Annotated in this window: 6 protein-coding genes; 1 reads left to right on the forward strand and 5 read right to left on the reverse strand. The window is 57.9% G+C overall.

The window, feature by feature from the left end; all coding sequences use genetic code 11:
* The first annotated feature begins 441 nt into the window (after nt 1-441).
* Nucleotides 442-1524, forward strand: a complete 1083-nt coding sequence (locus AAGA68_22855) for an acyltransferase (protein MEM9387912.1) — start codon at nt 442-444, stop codon at nt 1522-1524.
* Between the two features lie 13 nt (nt 1525-1537).
* Here AAGA68_22855 and AAGA68_22860 read toward each other — a convergent pair whose 3' ends face one another.
* The 5 genes from AAGA68_22860 to AAGA68_22880 all read right to left on the reverse strand — a co-directional run bounded on the left by AAGA68_22860 (nt 1538) and on the right by AAGA68_22880 (nt 14452).
* Complete coding sequence (locus AAGA68_22860; protein MEM9387913.1) at nt 1538-3967, reverse strand: ABC transporter permease; 2430 nt, start codon at nt 3965-3967, stop codon at nt 1538-1540.
* 3 nt (nt 3968-3970) lie between these two features.
* Nucleotides 3971-4705 carry an ABC transporter ATP-binding protein gene (locus tag AAGA68_22865; protein MEM9387914.1) on the reverse strand — a complete coding sequence of 245 codons (735 nt, stop codon included), beginning with the start codon at nt 4703-4705 and terminating at the stop codon, nt 3971-3973.
* Nucleotides 4706-4715: 10 nt separating this feature from the next.
* On the reverse strand, nt 4716-6044 hold the full coding sequence (locus tag AAGA68_22870; GenBank protein MEM9387915.1) for an HlyD family efflux transporter periplasmic adaptor subunit: 1329 nt from the start codon (nt 6042-6044) through the stop codon (nt 4716-4718).
* Nucleotides 6045-6144: 100 nt separating this feature from the next.
* Nucleotides 6145-6987: a cupin-like domain-containing protein gene (locus AAGA68_22875; protein MEM9387916.1), complete on the reverse strand. Its 843-nt coding sequence runs from the start codon at nt 6985-6987 to the stop codon at nt 6145-6147.
* Nucleotides 6988-7048: 61 nt separating this feature from the next.
* The gene (locus AAGA68_22880) at nt 7049-14452 is read right to left on the reverse strand and encodes an amino acid adenylation domain-containing protein (GenBank protein ID MEM9387917.1); all 7404 of its coding nucleotides are present in this window, start codon (nt 14450-14452) and stop codon (nt 7049-7051) included.
* Nucleotides 14453-14492: the final 40 nt, after the last annotated feature.

A 14492-nucleotide genomic window follows, 5' to 3' on the forward strand; every position in this document is an offset into this window, starting at 1 on the left:
AAGCGCATCCTTACCGAGCTGCCGGCGGCGACCACCGTGGAGCAGATCGAGGCGCTACTCCCGGCCCAGCCCCGCTAGCCCCTGATAAGCCGTTCAGCGATCTGCTGAGATGGGAACCACGTCGATGCTCGATCGCTTACGGCGCGCTGCGCATCGCGGTGAGGCGGGACTCACTATCCCCAGCTGCGCTTCGTGAGGAAAGAGATCCACGTACTGAGCACCAGCTGGCGCGCAGCTCCCGGTGGCTTCGGATGCGGTCGAAGAGGTTCCACCAGAGCCCATTCTCGTCCGCCTGCCCCGGCGTTGGAAGCGCGCCCCCAGGGACCGTATATTCCTCAGTTTTGCCCCCACACGCCGACCGACACCCTTGCCGCATAACGCTGAAGCGGTCTGTCCTTAGCGACACCGCCGGAAACCACCCACCCCTGAGCACCCTGCGCCATGCAACGAGATCCTGGAATTGATCATGTGCGGATACTGCTGACCGTCTTGGTGATACTTCACCATATCGCGATCGTCTACGGTGGCGCCGGAGACTGGTACTGGATTCAAGCGGATGAGGCCAAGCTGCATCTCATTGCGTTTAATACCGTCAACCAGTCCTTCTTCATGGGTTTCTTCTTTCTGATCTCTGGCTACTTCTCTCAGGCGTCGATCGAAGGCAAGGGCCCTAAGCGATTTCTTCGAGATCGCCTAATCCGGCTGGGCATTCCCTTGGCTGTCTACTTTCTGTTTATTTCCCCCTTTACGATTGCCCTGGCGAGCACAGAAGGCTACGAGACCATCTTTGCGGATCAGGCTAAACTGATGCGGGCATTGGTGTTCGAACCCGGCCCTATGTGGTTCGTAATGGCCCTTCTGCTGTTCTCGCTGCCCCTATGCGCCCTGCACGCCTGGCGGCCGAAGCTAATCGTTGGCATAAGCAAGACACCCAGTGCGCCGGCTCTGGCCGCCATTCTCCTGCTTGTCGGACTGCTCACATTCCTCTTGCGACAGATTACGCCTGTGGGTGAAACCTACTTTTGGTTCCAGCTCGGCTACTTCCCGATGTACGTCGTACTGTTTGCCCTTGGTGTCCACGCACACTCCAAGAGGCTGCTTAGTCGTGTAAGCGCAAAATCCCTCACGTGCTGGCTGCCCATATCCATTGCGTTGGTGCTTGCACTCCCGGTGTTGCTCGCGCTTGGCCCGGATCGAGAGGCCTTCCTTGGCGGGATGAACCCGTATGCGCTGATGTACGCCCTCTGGGAGCCGTTTACCGCAACGGGCATCATCCTTAGCCTGCTTTATCTGCTTGTGGTTAGGCTCAACCAACCGAACACCGTCATGGCTTTCCTGTCGCCTCTTGTGTACAGCATCTACATCATCCATCCACCCGTTGTCGTAGCGGTGAGTCGGCTCCTGTCGACCTCTGATCTTGGGTACCCGGTAACCATGTTGGGCAACGCTACACTTAGCGTGTGCCTCTGTGTCCTCTTTTCCTGGCTACTGCTCAAGGTTCCCTACGTGGCCCGAGTGCTTTAGCAATCCATCGCGACTACTCGTAGCGGAGCAAGTCTGCGGGAACCCGCTGCAAGATCTTACGCACCGGTACCCACACGGAAAGCACCACGGCAACGAGAACCGAAGTCACCACCAGGGCAGAGATGCTGACCAGCGCCGAGAGGCCCGTGTTGAGCAAGCCCCCAAGGCTAAAGCCGATAAACGCCCCTACCGCCACGCCCGGCACGAGCCCCCACAACATCTGAAAGATCCCAGAAGCCAAGCTTTCCTTGTAGACAGCGGCGTCCGTTGCTCCCAGCGCTTGCTTGACGCCGATCTGCTGCGTCTTGCGAATGATCGCATTCGACAGAACGCCAAAAATCCCACACGCTGCAAGCAACCCAGCTACACCTCCGAGAATGAGGAAAACCTCACTCACGAAACCCACCTTGGCCGTATTCTGCTGGATCAGCTCTCGGTAAGAGCGAATGGAAAACGGCGCGATCTCCGGATCCAGCCGGTTCACGACGGCGCGCATACTCTTCACCACGGTCGCCTTTGACGAAACGTTCTCGAGCGCTACGAAGAGACCCTCACGCGTTTGTTGCGAGTAGGGTCGAAACACCGTGGCGGAGCGTGCGATTGACGAAAACGGCTCGCCTTGAATCGTGTGCTCCACCACGCCAACGATCGTCACCCAATTGACCTGATCACCGTCCACATCCACGATGCGCAACCTGGAGCCGATAGGATCCTCGTCCGGCAAGTACTGCTCTACAAAGGAGGTTGTGACGATGGCTGTGCGGCCGTCGACCTGCTTATCGGAGCTGTTGAAATAGCGCCCCGAACGCAAGTCAACGCCGATGTTGCTCAGGGACTCGGGCGTCACGGAGACATAGTTGATCCGCGGGTAGCTATTGCTCTGGTCGTAGACACGGCCCTCGATTGCCATGGAGGTACGCCACGTGTAGACACCGGGCAACTCCGACATGACAGCCACCTTGCCGATACCCTCCGCGTACTCCAGCTCCTGTTGCAGCCGATTCACAAAATTGATCCGCTTTTCACCGTCGAGGTAAGTGTTGTCGGGCAGTCGAATCCTTGCCGTATAGAACTGATCGGTCTCTGCACCGTAGTTCGCCTGCGTCGCCTTCCAGGTTCCCACCACCATGATTCCGGACGCGATCAACAGCGCCGAAGACAGCAGAATCTGACTCACCACAAAGAGCTTAGCGAGCACCCCCTCCCGCTTACCTAGGGCCCCACGGGTCCCGTCCTTCAAGGCGTCGCCCACGTTGGTCGTGGTGGATTTGAGGGCCGGCAACAGGCCGGTCACAAGAATCGTTCCGACCACAAAGCTAGTGAGTATGCTCACCGTGTAGGCGTCCACGCCCATCTGCCACCAGAACGCTGGCTTACCCTCGACGAAGCTCGCAGTGGCGCGCTCAGCCCCTTCCAATCCCAAGGCTACGATCGCCAGCGCGAGCACGCCCGCTACCGCCGTGATGGTGATGCTCTCCCACATGAACTGCATCACCAACCGTCTCTGCGGTGCACCAATGGCGATACGGATGGCTATCTCCTTCGAGCGTTCAAGTGCGCGCGCAAAGAGGAGGTTCCCGGCATTGACGGCCGCCAACACCAACAGGAATACGCCGGCCACCTGCAAGGCCTTGAGAAACGGACCCGCGTCTTGTCCGAGGATCGACATGGGAAGCGAAGTGAAGTACGCACCAACGCCCTCGTTGGTGTTCGGGTACCTGTCAGCCAGTCGCTCCATGATGACATTGAGCTGTCGCGTTGCCTGCCCAGCATCGGTGCCGGGCACCAGTCGCGCGAGCAGATTGGCGCTGTTCCCCTGCCCTCGCGCAACGCGAGTGTCCGCCTGCATCGGCACCCATATATCCGCGGCGCTTGGGAAGTAGTAGCCCTCGGGCATAACACCCACAATGCGTGTCTGACGGCTGTTTAGCGTAATTACCTCATCGATCACGCGTTCGCTGCCGCCAAAGCGAGATTGCCAAAGATCGTGGCTGATCACAGCAACCGCCTCTGCCCCGCGTTGGTCTTCCGCCTGCGTAAAGCGCCGACCAAGCACCGGTTCCACGCGCGTGAATTCGAATATCTGCGGCTCCGCCCGAATCATCGTGAACTGCTGAGCGCCGTCTCGACCGGATACGTTGCCGATGGTCTCATCGTAGAGCGTAAACTCGCGAAACCCCTCCAGAGCGTTTCGGATTTCCATGGCATCGAGGATGTCCAGGTCGCCACCCTGGTTCCATACACCGTTGATCGTCCGATCGAAGACGACGATCTCATCGCCGTCTTCAAACGGTAAGGCCTTGTAGGCGAGTGCGTTCAGAAACGAGAACAGGAACACGCTCATGGCGATGCCCGCTGTCACCACGGACACGATCAGCAGAGAGAACTTCGGTTGCTTTAACAGCAACCGTAACGCGTACTTGAAATCGCTAAGCGAAAGCATGCGCTACACCTCTTCAACCAAGCTGACCAATTCTTCCCTTGGCTCGCGCTGTGCGACATCCTGCTCTAACTTGCCATCCAAGATCCTGATGATTCGATTGGCGAACTGCTCGGAGCGAGGATCGTGAGTCACCATGCAAATGGTGGCGCCGTCCTTGTTCAATTGCGTGAGCAGATCCATCACGATCGCAGCGTTGCCGGAGTCCAGGTTTCCGGTCGGTTCATCCGCGAGCAGCACTGCAGGTTTTCCGGCTACGGCTCGGGCTATCGCCACCCGTTGCTGCTGCCCCCCAGACAGTTGCGAGGGGAAGTGCCCTTTGCGATGGTCCATCTCGACCCTCTTCAACGCGCTCGCCACCATGTCTCGCCGTTCTGCGCGCTTTAGCTGTGTGCGATACGTCAGCGGCAGTTCCACGTTCTCCTCGACGCTGAGATCACTAATTAAGTTGAATGACTGAAAAATGAAGCCAATTTCCTTGTTTCGAATAGCGGCGCGCTCGGCCTTTTTCAGGGTCTCTGTGTCGTGCCCCGCTAGGTGATACTTCCCGGAGCTCAGCGTATCGAGCAGACCGAGGATCGAAAGCAACGTGGACTTTCCGCTGCCCGACGGCCCAGCGATCGAGACGAAATCCCCCTCCTCAATGGAGAACGACACGTCGCTCAGCGCGTGAGTTTCAAGCTCGTCGGTGTAAAAGACCTTCTTTACGTTTTCGAGGCGAATGATCGATGCTTTGCTCACGCCTAACTCCCTAATGTACTCGGACTTTCGAATGCATTTCCCAGCGCGTGGAGTCGGACACAACGATTTCGTCCCCTTCACGCAAACCCTCAAGTACCTCGATCGTGTTGACCGAAGAAACGCCCCACTGCACTTTCGTTTTCTCAACGAAGTTACGGTCCGGAGTCAACAAGAACGCAAACGAGTCTGATTTCCGCTGCGAGTAGATTGGCTTATCGACGTAGAGGGTACGATCGACGCTAGCCACGGTGATCACCCCATCGACAGCAAGCTCAGGCCGCGCGTCACTTGACAGCGGCGTGTTCAGGAAAACGTCCACTTGGACATTGCCGTTGACCACTGCAGGATCGATCCGTGACACCGTGCCGTACATTTTGCTGTTCCGCGTATCCACCTCGACCGGCTGCCCGATCACCACCTCTCGAACCTGAAGCTCCGGGACCTGGAGCTCTGCGATTAGATCGTCTTGCCGAGCGAGCACGGCGATGTTGTCGCCGATATTCACCCGTTGCCCATTCTCGATCTCTACGTTCTGCACAACGCTATCAATCGTCGCCCGGATTGTGAGGTCATCGACTTGGTCCTGAATACGCTCTGCAATCTTCTTGGTCTTCTCGATCCGCGCCTCCAACGCCTGCTGCTTTACCTGCATGTTGTCCCGCATCTTAGCCAGGCGCTTCTCCTCGAATTCCCATCGTTGCTTGGTTTGAATCGTATCCAGACGGGCCTGCTGATACTCGACCTCCGCAACCAGCCCTTCCGTAATCTTGCGCAGCGTTACCCGGCTTTCGTACTCAACGCGACTCTTCTCGTAGTCGAGCTTGGCCTCGAGCACGACCGATTCCAGCTCGAGCAGTTCCGTCTCGTCCTCTGCCCGACTCGCACGCAACTCTGCTGCAAGGGCCTCGAGTTCCCAGCGCATCTCGTCAAGGCGATAGGAGAGTTCAACGTTCTCCAACTGCGCGATGATCTCGCCCTCGGCAACGATTCGACCAGGCTTAACGTACAGCTTGCTGACACGTCCCTGCACGTTAGCCGCCAGCCAATTCACCTCCGCGGGCCGCAAAACGCCGCTACCGCGGATGCGAACGTCGATCGGTCCTTTTCTGACCTTTCCGAACGTCAAATTATCTGATTGGACCACGTAGTCCCCGCGTTCCAAGAGTCCCAAGTAGAACCCGACGAGCACGCAAAGTCCCAACGCAGCCGCCGCCACCACGAGGGGCTTTTGTGAACGCTGCTTCTTCTCTCGCTTGATATCCATCGTTAAGGCACCGACTAATTCCCAATTGGAGCTCGCGTTTTCAACACGATAGGATTGGCCACAAGCTGCACGCAATACACTTGGAGTGCCCGGCAGTTGCCCCAGTCACTTCACCCGCCCTGCTACCCAGCGAGCAACATCGGAACACTACGTAGCCAAACGACCTGCTAAACCTCTAAAAGGTCTCGTAGTGCCCGGTCTTCAACAAAGACCGATTCGTTAAGCGAAAGTAGATTCCCGATAGCGACATGACGGCGTTAGTAAGCCACCAAGGGTTACCGTCTTCTTTCCTCCCGTATGGACTTACGCATCCACCCCCAATTTTTGGCGTGAAGAATACGTTTAACGAGACAGAGTCAGCCGTTATCGCACTCGCGGAGTGATACGCCCTGTTAGGAATGGAAACCGCCTCCCCAGGATTCAATGTAACATCGTAGTAGTTCGCCGGATCGATCCAGGGACAGGCCCTGATGTTATCTGGCGACAAGATGTCTTGACTCGAAGGCAACTTCACGTAGGTCTCCTGTGAAATTTCGTCCGACACCTCGGGCTTGAAGATGATTATTCTCTTTTTTCCGTGGAGCTGCATGAGCACATTGTCAAAGTAGTCACAGTGCAGTCCGCCTGGCGACATGCCCAGCCACAAAAAATTCAATTGATGGCGGTGGAGCTTTTCCAAGGGCCCAGCAACGAGCTTGCTGTTGTGAACGCGCTTGGAATTGAGGACGCCATACAACGGGCCCTTGTCTTCCGAGGCAAGGTACTTCTCGTTTCCTACCACGCTTTCAATTCGGGACTGAAACTCAGCCATTGGCAGGCTATCGTACGCAAACTCCTTGCCGTTGAACTTCGAATGTGTGCTTACGGGCACATCCCCGTGATTCTCAGCAAGGTATTCCAGGGACCAATCAAAAACACGGTTATCGAACAGGTCTTTTCCAACGACGGATCTAATTTCGCCGCGACGAAAGTTGTCCGGCAATTCTTCGACCGATTCTGCTCTTAATAGTGTGGCCATTAGTGCTCACCCCCTGATATCAAGTAGGAGAAAATGTCGCGCTCGCATCTCACATGCTCGTTCACGATTGAACCTCGATCTCTTGCTGAGGCAGCAGGGCCGTCCTCACCGTGTCCGCCAAGAAGACCGCATGCTCGCCTCGCATAACGGAGTAGTGGGTTGCAGGCACCACATCGATAGACAACCCCCCGGCCGCGTACTTCCCCCAGGCCTTAAGCGGCGTAGGACGCTGGTCAGAGAACTCTTGCGCGGCGGCGATTAGGTTCACCTCTCCGTGGTACGGCTGCGGCGTATAGGTTGACCACGCTTCAAAGCCTCGCTGGTAAACCCCCCACTTTTGCGCTGCCTCTTCCAGTGGGAAGCCATCCGGAAGCAGACGATGAGCGATGAGCTTCTGCACTCCTTGTGCCAGATCCGCACCCTCGGGAAGCTCATTCAAGGTCTGGAGGTCAGACGCGACCAGATCCACCTCGCCGCTAGAGAGGGCAAGGTCGCTCAAGAACTCGACCAGTAGCTGCTGACCATCGGGGCGGTCACCCTTCATGTCCGCGCTGCAGGGAAAGCTGTCTATCAGGGTGAGGTTGGCAACCTCAACGCTTAGCGCTCTTAGGTGACTGGCCATCTCGAATGCGAGGACACCGCCGAAGGACCAACCCACGAGGGCGATCGGGCCGCGGGCATCTCGCCCTCGTATCGCCTCGGCATACTGCTCTGCCAGGTCTTCGACCGATGGGTTCGGCTGAGACTCTCTCTCGGAAAGCTGCAGTCCGTAGACAGGGTGCGACGGTCCGAGGGCGTTGGCGAACTCCCGGTAGGGCGTCACGACACCCGATATGGCGTGAACGCAATAGACAGTGGGTCCGTGCCCCTCAGCTTGAAGCGGAACCAGCAGATCCGAGCGGTTGGGCTTTGGTCGCCACCTTGGCGCCTTTACCAGGATCCTATTCGGTGCCGCCTGCACAAACTGGCGGAACTTATGGAGGAATGATGCTGACTTCTCCCGTGACGGCGTTTCGGGAAGACGGAAGTACTCTGCTTGCGTGTCGAATACCTGATCCGATTCCCGCACCAGCTTGGACAAATGCTGAAGCGTAGCGTCCTCGAACAGCTCTGTCAGTTTGATTTCCACGCCAAAGGCCTTGCGAATTTCCGCCTTGAGCGTGAGCGCCAGCATCGAGTGGCCCCCATGCTCAAAGAAGTCCTCCGCCAGGCTCGTGGGCTGATAGTTGAGCACCTCAGACCAGATCTTGGCGAGCTGCCGATCCATCTCCTCGACGATGGGCACCTGGGGTACGTGGGCTCGCGGCGCCGTGTCGGGCGCTGGCAAGTTCGATGCTTCCACCTTGCCATTGGAGTTTTTAGGCAAGGTATCAAGCACCATCACCGCGGTGGGCAGCATGTAGGCGGGCAAGCGCGATTTGAGGGCGATCAGCACATGGTCCTCGCAGACCGCCTGCTTGGGCTTACCCGTGACGTACGCAACCAGCGCCTGTGTGCCGTTCGCGTCGCTTACGGTAACGAACGCCTCTTCCACGTGGGGCGACTCGAGTATCGCCGCCGCGATCTCTCCAAGCTCAATGCGATAGCCGCGGAGATTCACCTGATCGTCGAGCCTGCCTTGGAAATCCAGCTCTCCATCGCGATAGCGGGCCCGATCACCGGTCTTGTAGAGACGCTGCTCACGATCGAATGGACTGGCAACGAATGCCTGTGCGGTCTGTTCCGAAGCGTTCCTGTAGCCCCTCGCCAGACTCGCACCTCCCAAGTAGATCTCGCCAACCACTCCCTCTGGAACTGGGTTCAGGCCGTCATCGAGCAGATACGCCTGCACGCCAGGAAGCGGCTTGCCAATTGACGGAAGCGCCGCACGCCCGTCTAAGTGACCAAGCTCGGGCACCTTGGCGTAGGTCGACGCGACCGTGTTTTCCGTTGGGCCGTACATGTTGTACACGCTGAAGGGAAGCCCCGGTGGCGGATACTTCTTCAGCGCCGCCCCGCCGGTCTTTACCCTGGTGAGCGCGATCTCCTTCGGCCACGGCAAGGACAGACATACCTCCAGCATTGCCGTTGGAATAAATGCCACGGTGACTTGTTGCTTGGCCAGAGTGTCAATCAAGTGCTCGGGCAACTTCGCAACGTTAGCGGCAATCACCTGCACGCTGGCCCCGGCGGTCAAATACGGCCAAACCTCGAACACCATCGCATCGAAGGATGGCCCAGCGAGCTGCGAGGCCTTGTCTTGGGCGCTGATTTCCAACACGGACTGCATCGCGTGATTCAAGTTGGCAACATTGCCGTGCGTCACCTCCACGCACTTGGGAACCCCCGTCGACCCTGAGGTGGAGTTGACGTAGGCCACGCTCCCCGCGAGCCTCGACACGTCGGGCTTCACCGTAGGCGCCGATGTAAGTGCCTCACCGAGCGAGTCCAGCAGCACAAGCTCACACGCACCCTGTATTTCCTTCGGCAAGTGATCAAGCACATCGCTAATCGTGATCACCTTCTTCACCGCTGCGGTCTTCAAGATGTGAGCCAAACGGGAAGTCGGGTGCTCCAAGTCGAGATTGATAAAGGCCGCTCCCGCCTTCCAGATGGCGAGTTCACTGCTAATCATCGACACCGAGCGCGGAAGCGCTACGGCGATAACGTCATCGCTCTGTACTCCACGAGACACAAGGTAGTTGGCCAGTCGGTTAGCCTCTTGATCCAGCTCCCCATAGCTCAGGGTGGCCGTGCCGTCATTCAGCGCCGGCGCATTCGGATTGGACACCGCGTGTTGCTCGAACGCCGTGCAGGCATCCGTGAGATCCCCCTCAACCAGCGCGCCCTGGCTCCAGTCTCGCTCGATGACCTCGCGCTCCTGAGCCGATACGAGCTGCACATCTGACAGCTCGCAATCGATATTCGCCACGAGCTGACGCAGCACACTTTCAAAGTGCGCTGTCATCCGAACGACTGTCGTTCGATCGAACAAGTCAACGTTGTACTCGAAGGTGGCCTCGATACAGTCGCCCACTTCTTGCATCGCAAGCGTCAAGTCCATCTTCGACGTCTTGTTTTCAACACCAACCGGCTCCAATTCCATACCGGCAAGTTTGACGCCCTCTTCCTGCGCTTGTTGCAACACGAAGGCTACCTGGAATATCGGTGATCGATGCCATCGGGTTTCCTCACTCACCTGCTCGACGATTTGCTCAAAGGGCAGGTCCTGGTGCTCGTAAGCACCAAGCGCCATCTCCCGAACCCGTTCCAGCAGCGCCCTGAAGGTTGGATTGCCGGACAGATCCGTTCGCATCGGCAGCATGTTGACGAAGAACCCAATCAGATTCTCCAAGTCTTCGAGTTTTCGATTGGCGGTTGGCGTCCCCACCACCACATCTGTCTGACCGCTGTACTTGGAGAGGAACACGTTGAACGCCCCAAGCAGGAGCATGAACAGGGTGACGTGGTTTTCGTTCGCGATGGCCCTCAGCCGCTTGCGCAGGTTCTTGTCAATGGAGAAATTGACAACGTCACCTTTCAGGCTCTGGTTCGGTCGCCGCGCTCGATCGAGCGGCAAGCTGATCTCCGCGGGGGCATCGGTGAGCGCAGTTTCCCAGTACTTTCTGAGTGCGATAAGTGCGCCAAAGCGCAGCCACCGGGTCTGCCACTGCGCAAAGTCAGCGTATTGGTACGCCAGCGGCTTTAGCGAGGCCGCCCTACCCTCGCAGAAGGCACCGTAGAACTCGGACAGCTCCCTGTACAAAATCTCGATGGACAATCCATCGGTGATGATGTGATGCATGTTCATTAGCAGCACATGCGTGTGCTCGCTGGTCTCTACCAGGTTAACCCTGAACAGAGGTCCTTTGAGGAGATCGAAAGGCTGATTGGCGTGCTCATCGAGCAAAAGTTGGACGTGTTCGTCCTTCTGATCCTCCGGTACTGCGCGCAGGCTTGTCTGCACGATATGTACGGTACTTGGCGGGGAGATTTCCTGGTAGTACAGGAAATTCTCATCAAGTCCGAAAACCGTGCGTAGGATCTCGTGACGAGCGATCAGCTGATCGAACGCGAACTGCAGCGCCCGAAGATTGAGCTCGCCCTCGATCTTGTGGGCAATGGGCACGTTGTACGTTGACGTTTGCGGATCGAGCAGTTCAAGAAACAGCAGGCGCTGCTGAGGGAATGACGTGTCAGCTCGATGAGGGCCGTCTTCCCGCTCGCTACGCGTCTTCAGCGGTGGGACCTTCGTGCCTTTTCCTCCCCACTTGTTCGCGTCAATGCTTCGGGCAAGTGCCGCAACCGTGGGTTCGTCAAATATCGCCTTGAGCGGCATATCGACCTTCAACACTTTGTTTATTCGTGTCGTGGTCCGAGCCACCAACAGGGAATGCCCGCCCAAGGAGAAGAAATTGTCCTCGATGCCGATACGCTCCATCTTTAGCATCGAGCACCAAATACCCGAGATGATCTCCTCGGTGGGGGAGAGCGGCATCGACTGCGATTCGGTTCGAGACACATCCGGCGCCTCTAGGGCGTCGTAGTCGATCTTGCCGTTTGCCGTCACCGGGAGCTTGGACACAATGTGATAGGTCGTCGGCAGCGCAAAGGCCGGCAAACGATCCCGCAAGAAATCCCTGACCTCTGGTACGGAGATCCGCTGACCTTCCGTCGGCTCGATGAATGCAATCAGCTGAGCATTACTTTTGTCACCGCCCAGTGGCTCGCACGGCACGACGGCAGCGCGTCCAACACCCATAAATTCGAATAGGTTGGCCTCGACCTCCGCCAATTCGATCCGGAATCCGCGTATGTTGACTTGCCTATCTACGCGACCGATGAAGTCGATGTCTCCGTTCGTAAGCAATTTCGCCTGATCACCGGTCCTGTACAGGCGCAGCGGCTGCGCTTCTCCCGGTATCGCAACATCCACGAAGGCGTGAGCGGTTTGCGCGGGATTGTTGCGATAGCCTCGCGCGATTCCCGGCCCGCCCACATAGAGCTCTCCAACGACGCCCGCAGAGACAAGCTTCTGGTGCGAATCCAGAACGAATGCCCGGTGATTTTGAATCGGCCGTCCTATCGTCGGCTTGATGCCGATAGAGATGAAGGGCGACACTTCCTTGCACGTGCTGACCACGGTGCTCTCTGCTGGGCCATATAGGTTGTATAGCTTGCAAGGCAGGGCTTTCGGAGGCTTGCGATGGAGCGTATCACCGCCCGTCAGGAGCACGCGCAAGGCCGCGCACTTGGGCCAGGCTTCATCGAACATAGACTCCATTAGCGGCGTGGGGATTACACCAATGGAGATCTTCTGCTCATCCAACCAGCGCACCAACGCCGATGGGTCGACGCGGGTGTCCTGGTCCACGAAATGGATACTCGCCCCCGAGCACAGATATGGCAACGTATCGAGCACGAACGCGTCGAAGGACACGCCCAGGATCTGCGAGGCCCTATCGCTCGGCGTGACCTTAAAGGCGTTGCGGTGCCAACTAATCAGGTTCGCCAGGCCGTCGTGCGTGATTTCCACCCCCTTGGGTTTGCCGCTTGAGCCAGACGTGTAGACCACATAGGCGAGATCACTTCCGGCCAGCGTGCCCGTGGGATGCATCATTTCGCCAGACGCGCCAGACGCTTCATCTACGTAAAGACAGCGCTCGCGCACTGCCGGTGGCACGCTTTCGCGGTCCTTTTGGCGACCCAACACAATGCTGGCTCCGGCGTCCTGGACCATGTAGCCCAAGCGGTCCTGTGGATAGCGAATGTCGAGCATCAGGAACGCCGCTCCGCAGTCCAGGACGGCGGCCATACTGGCGATGAGCTCGTTCGATCGGTCCATGCACACGGCAACCACATCGCCCTTGCCCACGCCGGCACTCAACAGCTGGTGGCTGATACGACGAACCCGAGCGTGCAGCTGGTCGTAGCTCATTTCCCCGTCTGCATCCACGGCGGCCACTGCGCTACCGCGGCGCTGCAGTTGTGCCCTGAGCTGGTCCCGGATGCTGGCCTCGGGCAACGCGACCTCCGGTCCGCGACTCCACTCGTCTACGATCTTCTTATGCTCGACCTCTCCCTGAACTTCGAGCTGCGACAACGGCGTATCGAGCTGGCGAAGGCCATGACTCAGTAGGCGGATGTAGTGCTGAATAAAGAACTCGATAGTCGCCCCCTCGAAGAGATCGGTGGCGTACTCAACGGTGAGACTCAAACAAGGCCCCTTAGCGCCCACCTCCATACTCAGATCGAACTTCGAGGTGCTCACTTCAACGCCGACCGGCTCCATCTCGTCGGGCATCATCCCCTCGCCCTGTTGGCTATAGGAGAACATCGTGTTGATCAGGGGTACGGCCGTGGAGTGCCGCTTTACATCGATCTGCTCGACCAGGTAATCAAAGGGCAGTTCCTGGTGCGCGAATGCTGCGAGTGTGGACTCGCGAACCCGTTCGACCAGCTCACCGAACGAGGGATCTCCAGACAGATCCGATCGCAGGGCAAGCGTGTTCACGAAAAAGCCGATAAGGGGCTTCAACTCTTCGCGGTTGCGATTGGACACGGGGGTCCCAACCACCACGTCCTCGCTGTTCGTGTACCGGAACATCAGCGCTTTGAACGCTGCCAGGCACAGCATAAAAACCGTACTGCCTGTCTGCCGCGCCACCGTATGAATGCGCTCCGAAAGCTCCGCTGGGAGAGCAACGTGCTTACTCGCACCCGCTTGCGTCCTTTCAAGATGACGCGGGTAATCAACGGGCAGGTTCAGCGTATTCGGTGCGCCTTCAAGGTAGCCCTTCCAGAAGCCCACCTGCTCATCCTTCTTGTCTCCCGCTAACGAGCCCTTCATCCATTCCGAGTAGTCGACGTACTGCAGCGCCATCGGTTCCAAGGAAACGGTCTCGCCCTTGGTAAGGGCGTCGTAGAAGGCGGACACCTCGCTCAGCAAGACTTCAAAGGAGTTGGCATCCCCCACGATGTGGTGCAAGACGATCAGCACCACATGCTCTTCCTCGCCAAGCTGCACGGCTGTCACCCGCAGCAGCGGACCCTCACGTAGATCGAAGGGCTGCTGCGCTTCCCTGTTGATCACCTGTTGCAAGCTAGACTCTCTTTCTGCGCTCTCCTCCGTCGTGATCTCAACGCGACGCACGGAAATCGGCAGAGACTCCCGAACGATCTGCACGGGCTCCTCATCTATCTCATCAAACACCGTGCGAAGGATCTCATGCCGTTCGACCACCGCGTTGAAACTGGACTCTAGGAGATCGATGTCCAGGGCCGTGGTTATCCGAAACGCGCACGGCATGTTGTAGGCGGCGTTGCCCGGATCTAGGTTGTCGATTAGCCAGAGTCTCTTTTGCGCATCGGACTGAGCGTAGTGGGGGCGCTTCTTCGCTTTGGAGATGACGCGCTTCGGGGTCACATCAAGTCCCTTACTCGCCAAGGACAATGCGTATAGCTGCTCAACTTCTGCCTTCATCATCTTCCCTGCCCTATTGCCAAGTTTTCAGTGATCGTATTAG

It is taken from the genome of Pseudomonadota bacterium, from assembly GCA_039193195.1.
Taxonomy (GTDB): Bacteria; Pseudomonadota; Gammaproteobacteria; order Steroidobacterales; family JBCBZW01; genus JBCBZW01.

Coding starts and splice junctions, on each gene's coding strand:
- AAGA68_22855 (MEM9387912.1), top strand. CDS start 442: ATGCAACGAGATCCTGGAATTGATCATGTGCGGATACTGCTGACCGTC.
- AAGA68_22860 (MEM9387913.1), bottom strand. CDS start 3,967: ATGCTTTCGCTTAGCGATTTCAAGTACGCGTTACGGTTGCTGTTAAAG.
- AAGA68_22875 (MEM9387916.1), bottom strand. CDS start 6,987: ATGGCCACACTATTAAGAGCAGAATCGGTCGAAGAATTGCCGGACAAC.
- AAGA68_22880 (MEM9387917.1), bottom strand. CDS start 14,452: ATGATGAAGGCAGAAGTTGAGCAGCTATACGCATTGTCCTTGGCGAGT.